The sequence below is a fragment of the Cyclobacterium amurskyense genome, assembly GCF_001050135.1.
In the GTDB taxonomy this organism is placed as follows: Bacteria; Bacteroidota; Bacteroidia; order Cytophagales; family Cyclobacteriaceae; genus Cyclobacterium; species Cyclobacterium amurskyense.
Genome location: NZ_CP012040.1, coordinates 1954768 through 1978178 on the forward strand (window position 1 = coordinate 1954768; position 23411 = coordinate 1978178).

The window sequence follows — 23411 nt, forward strand, 5'->3', positions numbered from 1 at the left end:
CTAGGGCCTATTCGCTAAAAAACATGACTTTTCTATACATTGTATATGTTCTATTTGTAATTCATGTAATTGTTGGATTCAAGATTTATTTTAAAGTTTCTGCGCTTTTAAAGAAACACAAATTGTCCATTAACAAACAAAGCATTTCCCTGCGCTACTCTGTAAAAGAGTTGTCCCAACTCATTGACCAAAGCGACTCCGAAGAGGTGAATCTTAAAATCAATCAATTAATCCGCTGGACCAAGCTCAATTATTGGCTGGGCAGGATTTCCTTTCTGCTTTTTGTAGGAATTGCTTACTATCTTTTTTTCTAGAAGAAGGGACAAAAAGCATAACCCAAAACAAAAAAAATGCAGGCATTACTATATGCCTGCATTTATCAATTCTTAACTAACCGTTATTAGAAATCTTTTTTTCTACTTAACACTTCATTTAAGCCAATTAAAGCTAAAGATACTATTTCAAGTGAGTGGTTAAATACTTAATATCCAGCCTCTCGTAAAATTCATCAAACGGTTGCTGTTTTTCTCTTGTTCTTTTTCTTTGGTTTCTTCATCTTATTGATCCATATCAGGGTTCCGGTCACAGGAAGACTGGTTGCAATCAAACAAGAAATAAAATAGAGTAACTTCGAGAAAGAACCATACACATCCCCTAAATGGAGGGCCTTAATTGAGCCAGAAACCCTTTCATTAAATGGTTTCTCTTTAATAATATCAGTCTCAATCACCTTGGCACTTGCCACATCAAGGACCAATTTATCCGATGCAGCAGGAGCAAAGAAGCCTGCTCTTTTCTTGCTAATATTAATCTTTGAAGCCCCGTCCTTTGGTAGGCTTACAGTGTATTCACCTACATAATCCAAGGTTTGGTCAACACTGTACAAATAATCTTCAAGTGGCAACATTTCTATTTTAACTTGGTCTTTATCTGCTCCCTTTTTCCCCTCACCAGCACTAGGCCCAGGCGCTCTCACACTACGCTCCTTATAGGTTCCCAAAGATTTCTGCAAGGCTTCCCGGTACCAAGGAAAGGAAAAGAATGGTCCGGTAACCCCCATTAGAAAAAGTATAATCGCAGAATAAAAGGCAAGTGAGTTATGAAGGTCATGGTTTATGCGCTTCCAGTTGCTATTGAATTTGATTTTCAAACCTTGACGCCAGTTTTTTGCTTTACGGGGTACCCATATTACCAATCCTGTCAAAACACCTATTGTAAAAAGAATAGTACAGGCTCCTGTGATATAGCTTCCTAACTTTCTATTCTCCAATCCTTCAAAGATTGGTGCTTCAATTTTATCAAGCAATAACCAACGGTGCAGGCTAAACATGTAGCCCATAAAAGTAGCTGCAGCATTTTCTTCCTTGCTATTTCCCAACAATTCTCCTGTATATGGATTTACAAAATAAGTGGTTCCAAAACGGCTTTTGTCTCCTTTTTCCCTTGCTGTAACCTGGAAGCTTCTATCCTCATCAGATGAAATTTTCACTCCTGTTATATCCCCTTTTATAAGATCCCTGTTCTTATCAAGCAATTCATCAGGAGAAAGCTTTGACATACCTTCACTGTGGTCTACTTTATAAAGATGTGAAGCATTCCACTCTCTAATCTCAGTATTGTAAACATAAATGGTACCAGTAAGGCAAACCACTAGTAAAACGATACCACTTATCAAACCTGCCCACAGGTGAACATCATTGAAGAATTTCCTGGTTTTCTGCCATGATGTATTGTTTTTCTGCTTTGTCATTTCCTTGCTTGTATTGGTTTATAAACAACAATAGGAAGTAACCCATTCAAGTTAGTTCCATGCTCAAATATTTTTATATTTTCATATCGCCAAGTAGGTTATGGAATACCAACTGTCCTTTTCAGTTTTATTGTATACCCCCAACAGAATTGAAATGCAACATCAATTCCCTTCAAACTGGCACTTAATTCTATCCCCAAAAACCTTCCTTCTATCAGTATTACTTTAGAGGAAGATTATCATGGACACAAATTTAAACATTATTTAGATTTAATCTAAGAAAGATTTAAATAAGCGACAAATATAAAAAATCATTTAAATTATAAGTGGAAATTTCAGAAAATATTTTCAGTATTTAAAATACTTATAAAGAGTGCTTTAGAGAGAGAGAAAGGATGACAATAAAGGGCTGAGAATGGCTTATTATCAAAGTAAAATCTTGATAAACCTCACATAATAACCTTCAACCCGAAATATGCAATAGACAATCTATTACGTGCTGAAATCGCTTCAAAATCAGCCACTTCGTTGCTGTTTTCAATATCACCATAGCGGTGCTAGGCTAAAATCTTCAAATAGCCTGATTTTCTTGCGATTGCAACACTTCCCGTAAACACGGGACAGGCTATCACGAATCCTATAATCCGGGTTCAATAGTTTCAATGAAAAGGCACCTCAGGTCATTAATTTCTTTAGAAAAAGTGTGGGATTTCCATTTGAGAGAGTACTTAAAAGTGAAATTAATCTCTATGCTCAGAGAGTATTTACAAAAAAAATTTATGCTAAATAGTAACTATCCCATGTGAAAATTTAAATAAAAAAGCACCAAGCAATCTGTTGCTTCTCCATTTAAGTATAGCGGAATCCAGTCATTCGGCATCAAAGACACCACCCTTAATGCCTCAGCATCTAAGGCCTTATCTCCTTCCTTTGGAATAAAGGGACGGATCATTTCTCCTTCTTTGGTAATGGTCACCATCACACCTACTGTGCCGGTAGCTCCTCTTGACATTGCAGCATGTGGATAAAATAAATTATTGGCAAAAAAATACGAAAACTTAGCATCACCACCCAGCAATACAGGAATAGCCCCGGTTTCTATTTTCACCAACTCTTGGTCTTTTAAAATATATACAGCCTTAACGGCATTAAAATTTTGCAGGTATTCGAATTCTTTGCTTGTGTAATTGTACTTCTGTATTAAATTATTATCAAAATCAAAGAACTCCCAGGATCCAGACCTATTTCCTTGACTAAATTGGCCCTTTTCCCGAAATCCCAATTTCCCTTTGTATTGAATTTCCGCAGCACCCTCTTTTACTTGTGAGTTTTCAAGCACATGGTAAGTAAAAACTCGATTCGGGTTTTTACTTTTTTCCTTAACCTTTTGAAGCCCCTGAGAGAAAGTAGAAAAAAATGCGAAACACACTAAGCTAAGAGTTATCAAAAACTTTATCCTACTATTTTTCTTACACATACTTCAAAAAGGCTTATTCAATGACAAAAGGAATCAAAGTCTAAAATAGAAACTTTATATAAAACTACTAAGGTTTTAAGCATTTATTTACTTAGGGGGAAACCAGTCCATATTTAATACTGGGTATTCACCGGTAATTATGCATGGCAAAACACTTTAATAAGCATCTTCCACCTTAAAAGTCTTGAGTGTGAAGAAAACATTACTACCGGTATTATAAACCCTATTGGGTGATGATTTTACCAATATGGATTTGCCCAAATCATCTTCTAAAGTTACCATTTGGTGATCACCAAAGTAAGAACATTGCCTCACTGTTCCTATCAAGGCTTGTCTCAGGCTTTTTTTCACTTTTACTTCCTCAGGTCGGAATAGAATTTTAGCTTTATTGCTGTAGTTCTTTGAACGTTCATCATCAATAAATCCAAAGGAAGTATAAAAACCATCGTTGGTAGCTGTAGCTAGTACTTCATTCCTTTTACCAAAGAAATTGGCCACATAGGAATTCACGGGGTCCTGGTAAATGATTTGAGGAACCGCAAGTTGTTGTAGGTAGCCCTTATGAAAAATGGCTACCCTATCTGCAAAAGACAAGGCAACTTCCTTATCCCTTGTATCTAAAACAGTTGTAATCCCTACCTTTTTTATAAGCTCACGGATTTCAGAAATAAATTGGTTTTTTTTCATTGGTCTCAAGCCACTAAATGGCTCATTCAAAAGCAAAAAATCCGGTTGGGATGCTATTGCCCTTGCCAATGCTGTACGAAACTGGTCCTCGGCTTTGACTTCTGAAGGGTACTTTTCAGCATCTCTTTTCAAGCCTACCAGGATAAGACATGACTTGGCTTTGTCTTCTATCGTTTTCTTACTCCCCTCTAAGCCAAATTTGACATTTTCAAATAAAGTAAGGTTTGGAAACAAGGCATTTCCTTGAAAAACCATTCCAATTTTTCGCGCACTATTATTCTTATGGCCATGATTCTTCCCAGCCAGATAAACATTACCGGCATCAAATCGCTCCAGACCTGCAATAATCCGAAGCAATGTTCCCACCCCTGAACCAGTTTCCCCCGTCAAAGCCAAAATTTCTCCTTCCTCTGCTTCAAAGGAAATTCTGCTCAAGGAGCTGCCACTGTCTATGGTATTGACTCTTTGGACATTTTCCAGCCTAAGTATACTCATTGAAAATCTCTGGTTTGGCTAAAAATCTTAATTATCAAAACTCAAATTAGCCAATTTTTTCAGCCTTTCTCCACCAAATATAACACCCAGAGGAGAAAGCTACGCCATAGTAGCTATTGCTAAAATTTTGCTATTAAATGGGCTCAGGGTCAAAGTTAAGGCTTATTCTATAAATAAATCCACATTCATTTGGCAAAAACGATTTGAAGTCTCTTAATACATTAGGATTTGAACCAGTATTTAAAATCAAGGGTTAATAATTGGTAAAATGCTTTCTATATTTGGTATTAGGCTAGAAAATTCATTTTTTAAATTTCCACAAATTAGAACATGACAATACAACAACTGGAATATATATTGGCTGTAGAGAAGTTTCGCCATTTTGGCAATGCTGCAGAATCCTGTTTTGTCACCCAACCAACCCTAAGTGCTCAGGTAAACAAGCTGGAAAAGGAGTTGGGAATAATCTTATTCGATAGATCCAAAATGCCAGTAATTCCAACTGAAATTGGAGAAAGAGTTATCGAGCAGGCCAAAAGAGTGGTGTTGGAGAGTAAGGGTATTTATGAACTGGTAGCAGAAATCAAAGGCGAAGTGGGAGGGATCATTAAAATTGGTATTATCCCTACCATCGCTCCTTATCTATTACCACTTTTTATCCGAAATTTTATTCAAAGGTACCCCAAGGTATTGCTGGAAGTGCAAGAAATGGTCACAGAAGACATCACAAGTCGACTGAGAAATGATGAATTGGATTTGGGCATAGTGGTAAGCCCGCTACATGAAGGCGGTATTATAGAAAAACCCATTTTTTACGAAAAGTTTTATGTTTATTTATCGAATGGGCATCCACTTTTAAAGGAAGAAAAAGTAGCAACAGAAAACATCCCTGCTGAAGATTTGTGGGTTTTGCAGCAAGGCCACTGCTTCAGGGATCAAGTGCTCAACCTATGTGACAAAAGTAAATTCCAAAGAAAGAATTTCCATTATGAAAGTGGTTCTCTGGAAGGGCTTAAAAACATGGTAGATCGCTACACGGGAATTACTTTACTTCCCGAACTAGCTACTGAAAACTTATCAGAAGAAGAAAAGAGCAGGCTTAGACCCTTTGCAGGAGACCCGCCGGTAAGGGAAATTAGTCTAATTCGTACACGTAGCTTTCTGAAACAAAAACTGGTGGCTTTGCTTTTTGAAGAGATTCAATCGGCAATCCCTAAACACATGCAAGCCAATAAAAATGGCCGGTTGGTAAATTTTAATTTATAAGGCAAATTCCTATAAAATGTCTTAATTTTGGTACTTAAGATAAAATGTAATAAACAAGGGTAGAAGCCCGTTCCAGTTACATCATGAGCCGATTCCCAAACGCATCAACTTGCTTATTTCAAGTTTAACTAATAAGAAAAATAAAAGTCATGGAACTGAAAAAATATATAGAATCCAATTCGAAAAGATTTTTAGATGAGTTAATTGAATTGCTGCGGATTCCATCAGTAAGTGCTGATCCAGCCTATGAAAAAGAGGTTTTTAAGGCAGCCGATTTTGTTAAAAATAGCCTTGAAGCAGCGGGCGTGGACCATGCGGAAATATGCCCTACGGATGGTTATCCCATAGTATATGGAGAAAAAATAATTGATCCTGCTGCACCTACGGTACTGATTTACGGACATTATGATGTACAGCCTGCAGATCCTCTTGACTTATGGGATTCACCTCCTTTTGAACCAGTGATCAAAAAGACAAAGAACCATCCCAATGGAGCAATTTTTGCGCGAGGTTCGGCAGATGACAAAGGCCAATTTTACATGCATGTCAAAGCCTTTGAAGCCATGTTAGCCAGTGAACAGCTCAATTGTAATGTTAAATTTATGATTGAAGGGGAGGAAGAGGTTGGATCAGAAAACCTGGATGTTTTTGTACGCGACAACCAAGATAAACTAAAAGCCGATGTAGTACTTATCTCTGATACTTCCATGATTTCATTGGAACATCCATCAGTAACAGTAGGCTTGAGAGGACTTGCCTATATGCAGGTAGAGGTCACTGGGCCAAATATAGATTTGCACAGTGGCACCTTTGGGGGCGGAGTAGCCAACCCTATCAATGTTCTTTGCAAGATGATCAGCTCTCTTCACGATGAAAACAACCACATCACCATTCCAGGCTTTTACGATGATGTAGAAGAATATAGCAAGGAATACCGCCAACAATTGAACAAAGCACCATTTGATGAAGTAGAGTACAAGGAAAAACTCGACATCAAGGAAACGTATGGTGAAGAAGGATACACTACCATCGAAAGAGTCGGCATAAGACCTACCTTGGATGTAAATGGAATCTGGGGAGGTTATACAGGAGAGGGTGCTAAAACGGTACTTCCTTCCAAAGCAAATGCGAAGATCTCTATGCGTCTGGTTCCCAATCAGAACCATAAAGCCATAGCCAAGCTTTTTGAAGATCGCTTCAAAAGTATAGCACCGCCTGCTGTAAAAGTAAAAGTGGTGCCTCACCATGGTGGACAAGCTGCAGTGATTCCTACCGATTCGATAGGATATAAAGCCGCTGAAGCAGCTATAGATGAGGCTTTTGGAAAAAAAGCCATTCCGACAAGAGAAGGCGGGTCTATTCCTATCACAGCTCTGTTCCAACAGGTTTTGGGTCTGGATCCAATCTTACTTGGTTTTGGACTGGACACTGATGCCATCCACTCCCCTAATGAGCACTACGGTGTAGACAATTATTTCAAAGGCATAGAAACCATCGCCTTGTTTTTCAAACATTATCACCAGCTTTCAAATAAAGATAAGGGCTGATAATAAAAGTGATGGTAAAATACGGAACTTATCAATGCCGTTTTTAATTACTATTGGATGTGAATCCTAAATGGATATAAAAAATCGGTAATGAATTACAATAAGTTAATATATTTAGCAATATCCTTTCTTTTCCTGAGCATCACTTTAAATGCTCAGGTCATTTCTCCACCAAAATGGGACATTCAACTTGACCAGGAAAATCCCAAAGTCGGAGATACTGTTACGCTCTTATTAAAGGCCACAATTCCTCCCAATTGGTACATTTATTCCAATGAGTTCGATCCGGATCTTGGGCCTTTATTGACAGAAATCAATCTTGAGGAAGCCAAAGGAATCAGCCTTGAAGGAGGACTGGAAGCCATCAACTCAAAGAAAAAGTTTGACGACACCTGGCAGGGAGACATTACTTATTTTGTTAAAGAGGGTGAGTTTCGTCAAAAGTTAGTCATCACTGAGGAAAATGCAGTCATTCAGGGCGCAATTGAATACCAAATGTGTTCCGATGTCACCAATCAGTGCATAAACTATCAGGAAGATTTCAAAATCTCATTGGGAGAAGAAGTATCTAATGTGGTCAGTGAAACTCCAGTTGGTGAGAAAATAACATTGAAGCAACCTGAAGAGTCCTTGATCGGCTTTATGCTTATAGCCTTTCTGGCTGGGTTGGCTGCATTATTGACTCCCTGTGTTTTTCCAATGATCCCTATGACGGTTACCTTCTTCACAGGAAGAGGTAAGTCCAAAATGATAGGCTACCGAAATGCCTTTATATATGGTTTTTCCATTATTGCTATCTACACCCTTGCAGGTACTGTTTTAGCAGCTGTGCAAGGACCTGAGTTTATCAATTGGCTGTCCACACATTGGCTACCCAATGTATTTTTCTTCGCTGTATTCATCTTCTTTGCCCTGGCTTTTTTAGGTCTGTTTGAAATTACTCTTCCATCGGGTTTGGTCAATAAGATGGATGCCAAAGCCGATAAAGGTGGCATTATGGGCATCTTTTTCATGGCGTTTACACTCGTTTTGGTTTCTTTTTCTTGTACTGGCCCTATCGTAGGCTCTTTATTAATCAGCTCTGCAGGTGGAGCTCTTCTCAAACCTATTTTGGGTATGTTGGCTTTTTCTATGGCCTTTGCCTTGCCTTTCACCTTATTTGCTATTTTCCCCGGCTGGCTAAACTCATTGCCTAAATCCGGTGGTTGGTTAAATTCGGTAAAAGTAGTTCTTGGTTTTATAGAACTTGCACTTGCATTCAAATTCCTAAGCATGGCTGATCAAGTGTACCATTGGGGAATATTGGACAGGGACATTTACCTGGCCATCTGGATTGTAATCTTCACCCTTTTGGGCTTGTACCTCTTGGGTAAAATACGACTGCCCCATGACAGCAAATTGGAATTTATCAGTGTTCCCAGGTTGATGCTGGCTATCGCCACCTTTGTATTGGTGATCTATATGATTCCAGGAATGTGGGGAGCACCTTTGAAAGGGCTTAGCGGGTATTTACCACCGCTTTCATCTCATGATTTTGACCTGACAAAAATCAGTAATCAAACCAGCGACTTCGAATTTGACGAATCGCCAAAGTATGCAGACTTCCTCCATCTCCCACATGGGATACAGGGATATTTTGACTACGATCAGGCATTAAGGGCAGCCAAAAGACAAAATAAACCGCTATTTATTGATTTTACAGGACATGGCTGTGTGAATTGTCGGGAAATGGAAGCACGGGTATGGTCAGATCCCAGGGTACTCAAGCGCTTAAAAGAAGATTTTGTAATGGTCGCCCTCTATATAGACGAAAGGTATACCTTGCCTGAGGACCAATGGTACACCTCCACTTATGACAACAAAGTCAAAAAAACCATAGGTAAGCAAAACGCGGATTTTCAAATTTCCCGATTTGAAAACAATGCTCAGCCTTATTATGTAATACTAGACAATCAGGAAGAATTACTTGTAAGTCCAATAGCCTACGAGACGGACATCCAAAAATTCATTGACTTTCTGGATTCTGCCAGCAAAGCCTTTAAGCTCAGGACCAATCAAGAATAAGTACTTTCTACCTACCAGCACTTGAAGCCATCCATCATTCGGATGGCTTTTTATTTTTCCTGAATTTTGATGGCCATTGTTGCAGTATTTCGAGTCAAACGTTGTTCGGAATGTTGCAATTGCTCAACTTTGCCGGCTGAAAATTATTAGCATTGGCCATGAAGAAGTTAAAACGAGGGATTCAAAAGGTGAAAATGATCGCCTATAAGGAAACCAGCCACCAACCTATAGACAATCTATGGTCATTTTGCGGGGCCTTTATTGGCATAGCTACCATTGGATTGATCCAGCAGTATTTTTACCACCTCGAAAGAGAAGATCAATTGTTTTTCATCGGGGCCTTTGGTGCTTCCTCAGTATTACTCTTCAGCGCATCAAATAGTCCCTTGGCCCAACCTCGAAACACCCTTTTTGGAGGTTTGCTTTCTGCCATTATTGGAGTGTTGACCTATAAGGTTTTTTATATGGAGGACTTTATTTGGCTTTCTCCTGCTTTATCTGTGGCCTTGGCCATATTGGTAATGCAGTATACCAAAACCCTTCATCCACCTGGTGGTGCCATAGCCTTGATCGCCAATATTGGCTCAGATGAGATTAAGGAGATGGGCTTTTTCTATGTGTTCAATCCAGTATTTACAGGTTTGATGGTATTACTTCTGGTAGCATTGCTATTCAACAATATTTCCAAAAATAGGATTTACCCTTATAGAGAGGTAGAGATACGAAAACTAAAGTATTTTGAAAAACTGTTATTATGGAACCTAAAAAATACAAATTCGAAAGAGTAGCCTAGCGCCAATTGAATTGGGAATAACTAAGCAAGCATCAAAGTAAGGACACAATATGTCTTCGGTAGCAGTTATTGAGTGATGCATTTTAAAAACCGAGACTTATATATGATAACATCTTATTTCTGCTTCATTTTTATTCTAAATAAAGCCTAAATTGAATTCCATTGGTATTTTATAACAATAGCCTGTATTTTTGGTTAGCAAAACGGACAATCAAGTAAAGCATGAATAAAAGCAAATCCAAAACTGGTATTTTGTTGGTCAACCTGGGAACCCCTGACAGCCCTGAGACTGCTGATGTAAGGAAGTACCTCAAAGAATTTTTGATGGATGAAAGGGTGCTCGACATCCCATTCTTATCAAGATGGATGTTGGTCAATTTCATTATTGCACCTTTCCGATCGCCAAAGTCAGCCAAGGAATACCGCAAACTATGGACAGAGAGAGGTTCCCCTTTGCTTTTTCATACCCAAGACCTGAAAGACAAGCTTGTTCCATTGCTTGACAAAGACAAGTACCAGGTAGAAATAGCCATGAGGTACCAATCACCAAGTATTGAGGATGGGTTGAAAGCATTGAATAAAGCCAATGTTAAAGAAATAGTAGTTTTACCACTATTCCCTCAGTATGCCTCTGCAAGTAATGGTTCAGTGATTGAGAAGGTCATGGAACTGGCTAGAGAATGGCAGATAATCCCTGGAATAAGGTTTATAAGTAATTTTGTAGACCATCCCCTATTTCTTGAAGCTTGGGCAGAATTGGGAAGAAGGTTAATGGCAGAAGGAGAATACGACCGTTATCTCTTTTCTTATCACGGCCTTCCCGAAAGACAAATTCTAAAGGGAGCAGTAGATGGATATTGTCAGTTGAACGGAAAATGCTGTGCGACCTACCATAAAAAGAATCAATATTGTTATCGAGCGCAAAGCTTCCATACCACACGTTTGATTTCGGAAAAACTACAGTTGCCTCAAGAAAAGGTACTCACTTCTTTCCAATCCCGGTTGGGTAAGGATCCATGGATCAAACCTTATACCGATGAGCTAATAAAAGAAATGGCTGCAGATGGTGTGAAAAAGGTAATGGTTTTCTCCCCAGCTTTTGTGGCTGACTGCTTGGAAACTACCGTAGAAGTAGGACAGGAATACCGTGATCTCTTTATAGAGTTGGGTGGAGAAAAATGGGATTTGGTCCCTAGTTTGAATTCCGAAGACACTTGGGTAGAATGTGTAAAAGACCTGGTAACAAAAGTAGAATAGGTAATTAAGCCTTGGAAGGATTAGGTTAATAATTCCAGGGCCATTTTTTTATATGCATCAAGTTTGGGCACTGGTATGCCTGTTTCTTTAGCCCTTTCATCCCATTCGCGCATTTTAAGAATCAACTTATGCTCTGGATCGGATTCAAAAGCCTCAGCCTCTTCTGCGGTCATTACACCTCCTTGAAATGTTAAGGTTTTTTTACTTGCTTCGGACAGCTTTTTGAAATAGACCGGATCTTTATAAGTAAGGTAGCGCTTGGCCTCCACATGGCTCTCTACTAAGCGAGCAACTATTTCAGGAAAACCCAATTTGCGTAAGTAGTCTGCCCCTAATTTTTCATGGTCCATCACCCCGTAGCCTTCCATTTGCTCCAATTCCTCTCTTTGGGAAAACAAATGGCCGAGGTCATGAAAAAAAGCAGCCAATATTACTTCCTTCCCATAACCTTCCTCTTCTGCCATCTGTGCAGCCTGACTCATGTGTTCTATTTGAGAGACTGGCTCTCCTATATAGTCAGCATTCCCATAGGATTCATACAAGGAAAAAACTTCATTAATCTTGAGCTCAGGAGACAATTTCGACATGCTATTTTTATTTAAGATGGAAATTAAAAACATTCTTTAACTTATAACAATTTTGAAAGAAAAAATACAATAACAAAACCCTAACCCAGTCTGGTTTTAAGTTCCCAATATTTTTGATTATTTTGAAATGCTGAAAACGCAATTTGTTATACGAAAGAAAAAATCATGAAAACCCCAATTAAATTGGCTGTCTTTGATATGGCAGGAACTACAATTAATAGTGATACTGTAGTACCGCAGCTATTATTAAAAGCATTTAACCAACATGGTTTTCACAAACTCAGTATAGAGGCAATCAATTCAGAAATGGGCTATTCCATTCCTGATGCCATAAGGAAATTACTATCAACCCATTCAAGCTATCAAAAAGAGTTATCGGACATCATTATTGAAAAGATTTATATTACTTTCAAAACGGGAATAAAGAATCATTTTCTCTCAAACCCAGTCATTTCTCCTGTGGAAGATGCCCTGGAAGTTTTTGAGACATTGCAACAATTAGGAATAAAAATAGGCCTTAATACCAACTTGAATCGAAGTAGCGCCAACTTTCTTTTGGAAGGAGCGGGATGGTTGAATCACCCATTAATTGACATAACCGTATGCAGTGACGAAGTTTGCAAAGGCAGGCCTCATCCAGACATGATTTTGCAAATGATGGCTGCCTTAGGAATAGGCAGCCCATCAGAAATAATCAAAATAGGGGATTCTGTTGCGGATATTCTGGAAGGTCAACAATCAGGTTGCCTTTTAAGTATTGGAATAACTAATGCTTACTTTAGTTATGATGACTTGATGACCGCCCAACCTAGCCATGTACTAAACTCTCTTTCCGATATCATCCCAATAGTAAAAAGAGAACTCGAAAATATTTCAGAATAAAATTCATGATTCATTTCCCTTCTCTGTCCAAAAGGCTTTCATCAGCAAATCCTTTATTGATGAGTACTTTTGTAGCTATAATGGCTTTTTTGACTTATAGCAGCATGTATGCTTTCCGAAAACCTTTTGCCGCCGCTACCTTTATGGGAGAAGAATGGTGGGGTATAGACATTAAGGTCTGGTTGATCCTTATGCAGACATTCGGTTACATGGCCAGTAAATTTTATGGTATCAAACTGATTGCTGAGTTAAGTGGCAAAAAACGAGGCTTGCTAATACTGTCCCTAGTAGGCTGCGCTTGGTTGTCCTTACTTGGTTTTGCCTTATTGCCTGCTCCCTATAATATCCTTTGTTTTCTCTTAAATGGTTTTCCGCTAGGACTTATCTGGGGTTTGGTATTTCATTATCTTGAAGGCCGAAGGTTTACCGAAATGATGGGCAGTATATTGGCCATCAGTTTTGTTTTTTCATCAGGATTTGTAAAATCAATCGGCAGGTATTTGTTGGTGGATTGGGGGATAGATCCCTATTGGATGCCTTTTGTAACGGGAGCCTTTTTTATCCCTCTCTTGATCACTGCAGTGTTTTTTTTAGACCATACTCCGGCTCCAAACGAAGGAGATATTGCACTGAAAACACAGCGGAAATCCATGAACAAATCCGAACGGCAGGCCTTCTTTCGAAATTTTAGCTTCGGTATCGTATTGCTGATATTGGTATATATGGCTTTGACTGCCTTTCGGGACATAAGGGATAACTTTGTGGTCGAAATATGGAAAGAGTTAAAAGTTGGTTTGGCCCCGGAACTGCTTACTCAAACTGAAATCCCCATAACCTTGGTATTGCTTCTAATGATGGGCTTGCTGGTCCTAGTAAAAAACAACTTCAAAGCGCTTTTTCTCTACCACTTGATCATTATATCAGGATTGCTACTGGCGGTTGTTTCCACAATCTTTCTTCAATATGGATGGATAAACCCCTTCTACTGGACAGTCGCCACCGGAACTGGCATCTATATGGCCTATATCCCATTCAATTGCCTTTTATTTGACCGTTTATTGGCCGCTTTCAAATATGTTGGCAATGTTGGCTTTTTGATGTATCTGGTAGATAGTTTCGGTTATTTGGGCTCATGTGGTATCCTGATTTTCAAACAATTTGGAGACTGGGAGGCAATGAGTTGGTTTTCTTTTTATTCCGAAGGGTTAATTCTGGTAATGACAATTTGCGCAGTAGTAATGCTAATCAATGGTTTGTATTTCTACAAAAAATTGAAAAATAACACCCCAATTGTCCCAATTGCAATACCTGTAGGGGCACAAGCAATTGAGCCTTTGCCCAACAAAAGCAAGCAATAACAAACCGAATCAGGCTTATTTACTTGTCCGTTTTTTAAATAAAAACCAATAGCCGATAGGAAAAATCAGTGCTTTCAAGCGCCATTGATTTTTTTCCTGAAAAGACAGTTCCTTATTTTTACTAATCGCTCTATAAAACAAACTGGCCAAAACCAAATGACCCAAGACAAAGAACAACAATATACTATAGAAGATCAGCTCATTCATTTTTTTAAGCGAGGGATTAGAGGTGGAACATTTTTTTGATAGTTGGCATAGGCTTCACCATAGATTAAAAGTAGTTTTTTCTCCTCATAATAAATACCAAAAGGCAAATAGAACAGCAAAGCCAATAAATGAATCAAAGAAGATAGATTAGGGACATAAAAGAAAAAACCTAGAAAAATCAATATCAGACCGGCATACAAAGGGTGCCGCATCTGTTTGTACCAGCCCTCCATAATCAAATCCTCCTTTTCAATCAGATCATCATGAGGATACAGGCCAATAAATCTTCCCTTAGAAATCCCTTTCATGCTTTTGACCATTACAATGGTACCGAAAGTAGCCAGCATAAAGCCCAAATAAGTACTGCCCTCGGCGGGATTAAATAGCCAATAGGGAGAAATGATACCCGCAAAAACAAATAGACCCAATAAAAACAGGGTCGCATACAAACTATAGATCAGCCTGTACCATTTGTAACTGTCTTTCATCCATAGCTTGAATTTTCTTTTTATATTGAGACTTGCCAGAAAGGTATGGCTCGCATAAAACACAATCCATCCAAAAGCTAAAATGATATATTCCATAAAGTTTCGAATATCCATATTTTGATTGACTAATGAAAAATTTAAACCGATATATTGAACATACCGCCTTGCAGCCCACCGTAGATGAGCGTGCAATTGACAAGCTCTTGGCACAGGCTAAGAAATATTCCTTTAGAGGAGTTTGTGTGCCCCCTTTCTGGGTAAAAAAAGCAAACAGGGCTCTATTAGAACTTGACATCCAAGTAGTGACAGTGGTGGGTTTTCCACTAGGCTATTCCATGACCCAAACAAAAGTCTTTGAAACCAAACAAGCCATTGCAGATGGAGCAGACGAACTGGACGTTGTTTGGTCCATTTCAGCATTTAAATCCGGAATGAATTGGCCAAAAATAGAATTGGCCCAACTTGCGAATGTATGTCATGATTCGGAGAAGTTGTTAAAAGTGATCATAGAAACGGCTTATTTAAACGAAGACGAATTAACACTGGCATGTGATAATTGCAGAGATGCTGGTGTAGATTTTGTGAAAACATCTACTGGATTTGCTGGAGAAGGAGCCCAGACAGCTACGATAAAGCGCATGCGGGAGCTATTACCAAGTCAGGTAGGAATCAAAGCCAGCGGAGGGATTAAAACTTTGGAGCAAGCAATGGCAATGATCAATGCTGGTGCTGACCGAATAGGCAGCAGTAGTGGTCACCTTATAATGGAAGCCTGGATGGACAAAAATCCTCAATAAAAACGACTTCTTCCCTTTTTTCTATTGTTCCTTGTAGTGGTTTCTGTTCCACTTCCGACTGATTAAAATAGATCAGGAAGAATGGAATCACAAAAAAGGTCAATAAGATATAGGCAAAACCAATTGTTTTATTTTTTGCGGTTTTCCTTCCAAAACTTTTGGCAAGTCGCACAGGGTATTCTCTCAATTTAGGAAAAGGAAGAAAGATTAAGCTACCGATCAAATTAAACAGAACATGGACAATGGCCACACTAATGGCCGCTTCCGTCTTGTACAAAGCTGCAATTACAGCAGTAATGGTTGTCCCTAGGTTTGCGCCCATTATAAACGGGAATACTTTTCGAAGAGCTACTTTACCTGTTGCCACTGCTGTCACCATTAAGGAGGTGGTCACAGTACTGGATTGTACTGCTGCCGTAAAGAAAACCCCATAAACGAAAGAGCGATAGGGGAAATTGAAAATGTGTTTCCTTATCTTTTTAAAATTCGGCGTGATCAGGGATTTGTAAGCAAGGGAAGAAAGAATTTTTATAGAACCTATCATGAGAAGAATCCCTACTGCCAATGCAACCAAAGGCCAGCTCAAAAAAGCATACAATTCATTACTAAGTGACCTTAAGAAAAAACCATTAAAACCTACCAAGCCAAGGTCTACGGGTTTTTCCCAAATAAACCAATGGGTAAGCCAGGCCGAAAGGTGACTTAAAATTCCAAAATAAACTTCTAAGGGAAGCAGAACAAAAACGGTAATGATATTGAAAATATCATGAAGCACACCGGCAGAAAGTGCTTTTCTAAAGGTTTTCTTTTTCAAGATATAGCCAAAAGCTACAAGGGTACTGGTCAAGGTAGTGCCAATATTTGCTCCCATTATAACTGGGACGGCTTGTGCAAGGCTCAGATTTCCTGAAGCCACCAATACCACCACCATCGCTGAAATGGTAGAGCTGGATTGAATCAATGCGGTAGTAAGTAAACCAATAAAAAGTCCTACAAAAGGATTGCTGGTTGCGGTAAACAATGCGTTGGCCGCCTCATTGTTTAGCTTTGTTAAAGAAACAGTCAAAAAATCAATAGAAAACATAAAAATCAATAGCCCTATCACTATAGTAACTATCAAAATCGAGTTTTTTATGTAGGCATTACCTTCAGGTATTTTGGTCATCCAATCGAGGCTGTAGTTTATCCAGAGAATATATATGCAAAATACGGGTAGACTTAAGAGAATTACACGCTTTTTAAGTAAAACTTATGTTAATATTGAAAAACAACAACTGGCTCATAAAGAATTGATTAAAATCACCCTTTTAGACGAATAGGAACTAAAATATTTATATTTTTGAAAAAGAAGCAACATTGAAATAATTTTATAGGGTCTGACTTTACTTTAATTTAATCAGGGACTTAACAATTTGGTAACATTATCCTTAAATTTTCTTAGTTAATTTGCACCCGTATTTCAAAGCCAAAATCTACTCATGGCCAAACTAAAAGATCAAAACATTAACCAGGACGCATTATCTAAAGCGGCCTATTCACTTTTTGATTTCACAAAAAAGGAAAAACCCTTTCTCCTGATAATCTGTATTTTGATTACAATTGCAGGAATCGTGACGCCTTACACCTATGCCGCAATGTGGTTTGGCTTTGCCTTGGCTGCTTATTCAGCAATTGCCAATGACAGTATCCAGACTATAGGTACCTTTATCGCATCCAACCAAAAACAAAAGTGGTATTACCTCTGGCTGTTTATGGGTTTGATTTTCGTCGGCACAGTAACCTTTAGCTGGTTCTATTACGATGGTGATGTAAGTTATCAGCGTTTGCGTGTAGATGGACTGGACCAAGCACCGGAAAGCTTTGTATTTCTTCAAATAGCTGCTCCAATTGTATTATTGGTAATGACTCGTTTGAGGATGCCAGTTTCTACCACCTTTCTCCTGCTTAATGTGTTTACCTACAAGGCAGGAACAATCATAGGAGTAATGCAAAAAAGTTTTATTGGCTATTTTGTCGCTTTTATCTTGGCGATTATTGTCTGGTATGTTTTAGAAAAATTTGTAACCAATTACCTAAAAGGGAAACCTGGAAAATATTGGTATGTGCTTCAATGGGTTACATCAGGTTGCCTTTGGGCCGTTTGGATCATGCAGGATGCCGCCAATATTGCGGTCTTTCTTCCAAGGGAATTGAATGTTTGGGAATTTTCCACCTATACAGGCTTTGTATTTTTAGGCCTAGGAGTTCTTTTCTATTCGAAAGGGGACAAAATACAAGGGATCGTTAATGAGAAAACCAGAGTTACAGACGTCAGGGCGGCAACAATTGTGGATCTGGTGTATGCTGTAATTCTATTTTACTTCAAAGCCTACAGCCAAATGCCAATGAGTACCACTTGGGTATTTATAGGACTACTTGGAGGTAGAGAGCTTTCCATTGCATTGGCAAAATCAAAAAAGCTAAAAAAGAGAAAAGCAAGATTGGTAAGGGCCTACCGTATGGCCTCCAATGACCTCATTAAAGCAGGTATAGGCTTACTCGTATCACTTGTCTTGGCTTTGATTATCAATGAAGGGGTAAGGAAAGAAGTAATTGGCCTCATCTTTAAATAAGAACCTATTGGAATTGTTTTCGGACGAATATTGGATGAATGAAGCCCTAAAGCAAGCAAAAATAGCTGCTGAGGAGGGAGAAATACCAGTAGGGGCAGTAATTGTAGTTAAAAATAGAATCATTGCCAAAGCTTACAACCAAACTGAAAAACTTACTGATGTCACTGCACATGCAGAGATATTGGCCATAACTGCAGCGGCCAATGCGCTAGGTTCCAAATACCTCCCTGAATGCAAATTGTACGTGACCCTAGAACCTTGCATTATGTGTGCTGGAGCATCGTACTGGGCACAACTCGGTGAATTGCATTATGGGGCCTCGGATCCAAGGCGTGGTTTTTCCAAGACGGACATCTCCATCATTCACCCTAAAACTAAATTGCATAGCGGCCTTTTACAGGAGGAATCAAAGAATTTATTACAAACATTTTTTAAAAATCTAAGAAATTAGAGATTCAAAGGAATAAAAGAACCTTTTTTTATGTTTGATGGTTTATACATTAGGTTTTTAATAGGAACCTACAACCATCAACTAATCTAAATGTTTAACCTAAAAAAGAAAAAAAATGGCTTTTGAACTTCCCAGCTTACCTTATGAAAAAAATGCATTGGAACCGAGTATTGATGCAAAAACTATGGAAATCCACCATGGCAAACATCATAACGCCTATGTAACTAAATTAAACGATGCTATAAAAGGCACTGAGTTTGAATCAAAAAGCTTAGAAGATTTAATGAAGAATGTGTCCTCTGCACCTGCTGGTGTAAGAAATAATGGAGGTGGACATTTTAACCACTCTCTTTTCTGGACCATTCTTTCTCCTAATGGTGGTGGACAACCTAGCGGTGATCTAGCTGCTGCCATTGATAAAAAGTTTGGCTCTTTTGACAAATTTAAAGAAGAATTCGCAAACGCTGCAGCTACCAGATTTGGTTCTGGATGGGCTTGGTTAAGCGTAAGCAATGGTGAATTGGTAGTTAGCTCTACACCTAATCAGGACAATCCAGTAATGGATGTTGCTGAAACCAAAGGTACACCAATTTTAGGTTTGGATGTATGGGAACATGCATACTATTTAAACTACCAAAACAGAAGACCAGATTATATTGCTGCTTTCTGGAATGTTGTTAACTGGGATGAAGTAGCTAAAAGATTTGCTGCTGCCAAATAATTAAGCGCAACCATAATATAAAAAGCCTCCTTTGTAAAGCATAGGAGGCTTTTTTGTGTCCATTTTGAACACAAATAGTGTTCACTTTCGATACAGTTCAAAATAGAGCTGTTTTTACAAATATCTTATTACCAGCTGATTACGATTATTTTTTAGCTTTGGCATCTTTTTCCCTTTGGATTGACCTGAACAATTCAATAGTTAAAATCATGTATTTCTCAAAGTTAATTTTTACCACTTCATTTTTCTTTTTACTTGGCCTAAGCCATCTCGCAGCCCAAGACGCTCAGGTAAATATAAGTGGAGCTGTAATCGACCACGAAGACAATCCATTGCCTTTTGCCAATGTAGTCTTGATTGATCTCCAGTCTCAGGATTTAATTACTGGAACAATAACAGATGAGGAGGGAAACTTTTTACTTCACCCCAATAGCAGCAAAGAGCTTCAACTCAAGGTTTCTTCTATTGGGCACGAATCTTTTGTCAGTAAGGGTTTTTACACTGGAACTTCAGATAGGAATTTCGGCCAAATAAAATTAAATGCGGAGTTAGGTGCATTAGATGCAGTAGAAGTTAGAGCAGCAAGACCTGATGTGCTTATCCAGGCTGACAAAACAGTAGTAAACATAGAAGGCACCGTAATGGCCGAAGGCAATAATGCTTTGGACGTAGTAGGAAGATCTCCTGGCGTATATGTGGATACCGATGGCAATATTAACCTGAATGGCAAATCCGGAGTGGTTGTCCTATTAGATGACAGGCAAACCTATATGTCTGCTGAAGACTTGGCAAATTTCCTAAGGGCCATGCCTGCAGACAATATAAAAAGCATAGAAGTAATCAATAATCCTCCTGCTAAATACGATGCAGAAGGAGCTGCTGGAGTGATCAACCTGGTATTAAAAAAGAATACTTACAATGGTATCAATGGAAACGTCCATGTGGGCAACCAATACAATGGTGCCAACCTGCCCTCTATCGGTGGAACAGTGAATTTTAAAAGAAATAAATGGACTTCAAATGCCAGTTTAAATTACAACCATTGGGGCAGATTAATGGAGTTGGATCTCCTCAGAAGGTTCCAACTGGAAAATGGTCTTTCAGAGTTTGATCAAAGAGCAAGAATGAAAATGCTCAACAAAAATTTATTTTTCTCTGGTGGAACAGACTATCAGATCAATGAAAAACATAGCGTAGGGATCAATATACAGGCTTCCACACAAAATGGTGATGAAAAGGGGAATTCCTTCACCACCATTACTAATCCGGAAAATGATGCAATCAATTATATTAACGCGCTAAATACCACCGATTTTGATAATGCTCGATTATTTGGAAACCTTCATTATACAGGAAAACTTGATACCCTCGGCACCAAGATTTCTGCAGATTTCGATTATTCCAATATGGATGCAAGTAGCCTGATTTTATTGGACAATAGCTATTGGGAAAATGAAGAAAGAGAAGAGGCAAGGCTAAACAAACTGCGAACTGGCAATGCCATGGTTTATTCCATCTATACTGTCAAAACAGACTTTACAAAACCAATAGGAGAAAACAAAACCCTGGAATTAGGTCTTAAAGGAAGTTGGGTAAAATCAGATAACCTTTTGGAAATTGATAAAAGTGAAGAAGAAGGTCCCTTTGTACCTGATGGCAATAGCAATCATTTTATCTATAAAGAGAAAGTGATGGCAGCCTACGCTTCTTTCAAAGGCCCGCTTGGCAAAAAGCTTGAGTACCAAACAGGCTTAAGAGCAGAGTATGCAAACATTGAGGGCAATTCCATAACTTCCAATCAGGTAAATACGCAACAGTACATCAATTTTTTCCCAAGTGTATACTTGCAGCACAAATTGAACGACAATTACCAAATTGTATACAATGTCAATAGAAGAATTACCCGACCACATTACCGTCAACTCAACCCTTTTGTCTTCTATATAGATCCATTGACAACAGAGGAAGGAAACCCTAACCTTAAGCCACAGTATGCGAATAATTTTGAAATGAACCACATCTACAAAGGTTCTTACCAAATTGCCTTGACTTATTCTCAAACAGAAAATGCTTTCGGGCAGATTTTAACTCAGGATGAAGACAGTAGAACAACCCTGATCCAAATGCGAAACCTTGACCGTACCCAGAATTTAGGGCTAAGAGCAACCATACCTGTAGCCTTTGCTGACTGGTACAACACAAGCAATATGTTGCAATTCAATGGCAATTCTTTCCAATCTCAAATAGGTGAAGACTTACTAGATGTGAAACAGTTTTCATACATGTTTCGTAGCCAGCACAATATTATTTTACCCAAAGGTTTCAAAGTAGAATTGGTAGGGATATATAGAAGCCCTTTCCAAGATGGCCAGATAAAAATAAATGGGATGAGCTGGTTAGATGCCGGGATAACAAAAACCTTTAAGGATGAAAAATTAAGCCTAACAATAAACGGTTCCGATATATTTAGGACAATGAAAGTTAGAGGGGGTATCGATTTTTACAATATCAATACGGATGTCCGACAATATGGTAGCATGCAAAGTGTTCGTTTTACCCTCCGCTGGAAGTTTTCCCAAGGAGAGAAATTTAGTGTATCCCAGCGAAGCGGAAGCACGGAAGAAAGAAATAGACTTTAATAAGTAAAGATTAGGTTTTTTATAATGGAAAAGACAGCGTCCTATGGGCGTTGTTTTTATTTTTAACCTAGCCAATTGTTGGGTTTCTCAACTATTAATACTATTTCAACAGCACAAAATCTAGCTGTTGATCAAAATCACAGAGTATAATTCTTAATATAAATAAGCGGGTTTGACCTAGTTATAAAATAAATAAGGGAAAAATTTACTGGAAGTGATAAAGGAAAATCAATTGAGCGGCAAGAGCAGGTTTTCTTTCTCCTTTGATCTCAATCTTTACCTTCATTTCTGTCTTTATGGTTCCTCTAAGGTCACTGATATTTGCAAGAGTGGCATGCATCCGAATTTCATCGTTTACTTTAACAGGGTTGGCAAATCGAAGATTTTCTATACCATAATTGACCATCATCTTGAGGTTATTGACCTCTACTATCTGATTCCAAAGAAAAGGGACCAATGAAAGCGTCAGGTAGCCATGTGCTATGGTTCCACCAAATGCACCTTCAGCCTTTGCTTTTTCAGGATCAGTATGAATCCATTGGTGATCAATGGTGGCATCGGCAAAAAGATTGATTTGGTCTTGTGTTACTTTATGGTACTCAGAAACTCCCAATTCTTTTCCTATGTAATCTTGGAAATCTTCAAAGCTATTAATAATAAGTTTACTCATAATCGTTTTAGGTTTTAAAAAATGAAATTATCAAAACCCCGCGGATAATAAAACAAAAATTAAAGAAAACCGTAATAGTTCAATTTTTTAATTTACCTGATTCCTTCGTTTTCGGGAGTACATAAAACCCAATACCAGGCTGCTAATAAAGAAAATAAGAGTGGTCCATTCATAGGTACGTTTCTCCTTTATGCCTTCCTCTATTTTCTCATCTTTTAATTTCAAGGCTCTCTTGAGCTTTACAATGTCTTCTTCCGCTTTTTGAGCAATGAATTTATAATCCTCCTTTTCATGGCCAATTTCAGTGGTCTCTATATCCTTCAATAACTCCAATTCACCAATTATCTGGTTGTCCTTTTGCAGTATACGCACCATCCATTCATTGGTAACCGTCATGTCTTTTTTGGTTCTATTGCCAAAAATCCCTGACTTTTTCCCCTCAGATTCCTGCCACTCCTGATGAAGTCGCTCTCTTTCACCGATCAATTTCTTGAGCCTTTCCTGAGCATTGACCTCCATAGGCAAGGTCATCAGCCAAAATATCATTCCTAAAAAATAAGTGGTCTTCATTGTTTTACCTGAAATCATTGTCAATATTTTTTACCAATTCCTTCAATTCAAAAAACATGCCTAAGGCAATCTCTAGGCTTTCACTTTACCATT

The 23411-nt window shown here is 38.5% G+C and carries 22 protein-coding genes and 1 pseudogene; 14 read left to right on the forward strand and 9 right to left on the reverse strand.

Annotated elements, in window-relative coordinates; translation table 11 throughout:
- The first annotated feature begins 23 nt into the window (after nt 1–23).
- Complete coding sequence (locus tag CA2015_RS07990) at nt 24–314, forward strand: hypothetical protein (RefSeq protein WP_048641440.1); 291 nt, start codon at nt 24–26, stop codon at nt 312–314.
- Nucleotides 315–508: 194 nt separating this feature from the next.
- On the opposite strand, the gene CA2015_RS07995 is transcribed toward CA2015_RS07990, so the two are convergent.
- From CA2015_RS07995 to CA2015_RS08005, 3 genes are all read right to left on the reverse strand, one after another.
- Nucleotides 509–1750, reverse strand: coding sequence for a PepSY-associated TM helix domain-containing protein (locus tag CA2015_RS07995; protein ID WP_048641441.1), 1242 nt, complete (start codon nt 1748–1750; stop codon nt 509–511).
- A gap of 793 nt (nt 1751–2543) precedes the next feature.
- On the reverse strand, nt 2544–3179 hold the full coding sequence (locus CA2015_RS08000) for an energy transducer TonB (protein WP_169786471.1): 636 nt from the start codon (nt 3177–3179) through the stop codon (nt 2544–2546).
- 204 nt (nt 3180–3383) lie between these two features.
- On the reverse strand, nt 3384–4409 hold the full coding sequence (locus tag CA2015_RS08005; protein ID WP_048641443.1) for an ABC transporter ATP-binding protein: 1026 nt from the start codon (nt 4407–4409) through the stop codon (nt 3384–3386).
- 330 nt (nt 4410–4739) lie between these two features.
- Here CA2015_RS08005 and CA2015_RS08010 point away from each other — a divergent pair, with 330 nt between their 5' ends.
- The 5 genes from CA2015_RS08010 (at nt 4740) to hemH (ending at nt 11336) form a co-directional block, all read left to right on the forward strand.
- The gene (locus tag CA2015_RS08010) at nt 4740–5675 is read left to right on the forward strand and encodes a hydrogen peroxide-inducible genes activator (RefSeq protein ID WP_048641444.1); all 936 of its coding nucleotides are present in this window, start codon (nt 4740–4742) and stop codon (nt 5673–5675) included.
- A gap of 149 nt (nt 5676–5824) precedes the next feature.
- Nucleotides 5825–7222 (forward strand): dipeptidase, encoded by a 1398-nt coding sequence (locus tag CA2015_RS08015; RefSeq protein ID WP_048641445.1) that lies wholly within the window; start codon nt 5825–5827, stop codon nt 7220–7222.
- Nucleotides 7223–7312: 90 nt separating this feature from the next.
- Nucleotides 7313–9286 (forward strand): protein-disulfide reductase DsbD family protein, encoded by a 1974-nt coding sequence (locus CA2015_RS08020; RefSeq protein WP_048641446.1) that lies wholly within the window; start codon nt 7313–7315, stop codon nt 9284–9286.
- A 158-nt stretch (nt 9287–9444) separates the two neighbouring features.
- A complete protein-coding gene (locus CA2015_RS08025; protein ID WP_048641447.1) occupies nt 9445–10074 on the forward strand; it encodes an HPP family protein in 630 nt (209 codons plus the stop codon).
- A 227-nt stretch (nt 10075–10301) separates the two neighbouring features.
- Nucleotides 10302–11336 carry a ferrochelatase gene (gene hemH / locus CA2015_RS08030; protein WP_048641448.1) on the forward strand — a complete coding sequence of 345 codons (1035 nt, stop codon included), beginning with the start codon at nt 10302–10304 and terminating at the stop codon, nt 11334–11336.
- Between the two features lie 20 nt (nt 11337–11356).
- Here the strand turns inward: hemH and CA2015_RS08035 are convergent, their stop codons facing one another.
- Nucleotides 11357–11923, reverse strand: a complete 567-nt coding sequence (locus tag CA2015_RS08035; RefSeq protein WP_048644421.1) for a phosphonate degradation HD-domain oxygenase — start codon at nt 11921–11923, stop codon at nt 11357–11359.
- A 165-nt stretch (nt 11924–12088) separates the two neighbouring features.
- Here CA2015_RS08035 and CA2015_RS08040 point away from each other — a divergent pair, with 165 nt between their 5' ends.
- A complete protein-coding gene (locus CA2015_RS08040; protein ID WP_048641449.1) occupies nt 12089–12805 on the forward strand; it encodes an HAD family hydrolase in 717 nt (238 codons plus the stop codon).
- Between the two features lie 59 nt (nt 12806–12864).
- A complete protein-coding gene (locus CA2015_RS08045; protein ID WP_240477945.1) occupies nt 12865–14163 on the forward strand; it encodes a DUF5690 family protein in 1299 nt (432 codons plus the stop codon).
- Between the two features lie 15 nt (nt 14164–14178).
- On the opposite strand, the gene CA2015_RS08050 is transcribed toward CA2015_RS08045, so the two are convergent.
- Both CA2015_RS08050 and CA2015_RS08055 read right to left on the reverse strand, forming a co-directional pair.
- Nucleotides 14179–14370, reverse strand: coding sequence for a hypothetical protein (locus CA2015_RS08050; RefSeq protein ID WP_048641451.1), 192 nt, complete (start codon nt 14368–14370; stop codon nt 14179–14181).
- Nucleotides 14367–14972 carry a methyltransferase family protein gene (locus CA2015_RS08055; RefSeq protein ID WP_084011696.1) on the reverse strand — a complete coding sequence of 202 codons (606 nt, stop codon included), beginning with the start codon at nt 14970–14972 and terminating at the stop codon, nt 14367–14369. The genes CA2015_RS08050 and CA2015_RS08055 overlap by 4 nt, the downstream gene beginning before the upstream one ends.
- Nucleotides 14973–14986: 14 nt before the next feature.
- Here CA2015_RS08055 and deoC point away from each other — a divergent pair, with 14 nt between their 5' ends.
- Nucleotides 14987–15655 (forward strand): deoxyribose-phosphate aldolase, encoded by a 669-nt coding sequence (gene deoC, locus CA2015_RS08060; RefSeq protein ID WP_048641452.1) that lies wholly within the window; start codon nt 14987–14989, stop codon nt 15653–15655.
- On the opposite strand, the gene CA2015_RS08065 is transcribed toward deoC, so the two are convergent.
- Nucleotides 15618–16820 (reverse strand): Na/Pi symporter, encoded by a 1203-nt coding sequence (locus CA2015_RS08065; protein WP_048641453.1) that lies wholly within the window; start codon nt 16818–16820, stop codon nt 15618–15620. The two genes, deoC and CA2015_RS08065, sit on opposite strands and share 38 nt — an antisense overlap.
- Nucleotides 16821–17133: 313 nt before the next feature.
- On the opposite strand from CA2015_RS08065, the gene CA2015_RS08070 reads away from it, so the two are divergent.
- The 5 genes and pseudogenes from CA2015_RS08070 (at nt 17134) to CA2015_RS08085 (ending at nt 22078) form a co-directional block, all read left to right on the forward strand.
- The gene (locus CA2015_RS08070) at nt 17134–18267 is read left to right on the forward strand and encodes a hypothetical protein (protein WP_048641454.1); all 1134 of its coding nucleotides are present in this window, start codon (nt 17134–17136) and stop codon (nt 18265–18267) included.
- A gap of 7 nt (nt 18268–18274) precedes the next feature.
- Nucleotides 18275–18718, forward strand: coding sequence for a nucleoside deaminase (locus CA2015_RS08075; RefSeq protein WP_169786472.1), 444 nt, complete (start codon nt 18275–18277; stop codon nt 18716–18718).
- Nucleotides 18719–18833: 115 nt separating this feature from the next.
- Entirely contained in the window at nt 18834–19439 is a 606-nt protein-coding gene (locus tag CA2015_RS08080; RefSeq protein ID WP_048641455.1) for a superoxide dismutase, read from the forward strand.
- Nucleotides 19440–19648: 209 nt separating this feature from the next.
- Nucleotides 19649–20314: pseudogene (locus CA2015_RS25410) on the forward strand (carboxypeptidase-like regulatory domain-containing protein); the annotation flags it as partial.
- Between the two features lie 180 nt (nt 20315–20494).
- Complete coding sequence (locus CA2015_RS08085; protein ID WP_394332065.1) at nt 20495–22078, forward strand: outer membrane beta-barrel family protein; 1584 nt, start codon at nt 20495–20497, stop codon at nt 22076–22078.
- A gap of 205 nt (nt 22079–22283) precedes the next feature.
- Here the strand turns inward: CA2015_RS08085 and CA2015_RS08090 are convergent, their stop codons facing one another.
- Nucleotides 22284–22748 carry a MaoC family dehydratase gene (locus tag CA2015_RS08090; RefSeq protein ID WP_048641456.1) on the reverse strand — a complete coding sequence of 155 codons (465 nt, stop codon included), beginning with the start codon at nt 22746–22748 and terminating at the stop codon, nt 22284–22286.
- Between the two features lie 87 nt (nt 22749–22835).
- On the reverse strand, nt 22836–23318 hold the full coding sequence (locus CA2015_RS08095; RefSeq protein ID WP_048644425.1) for a hypothetical protein: 483 nt from the start codon (nt 23316–23318) through the stop codon (nt 22836–22838).
- Nucleotides 23319–23411: the final 93 nt, after the last annotated feature.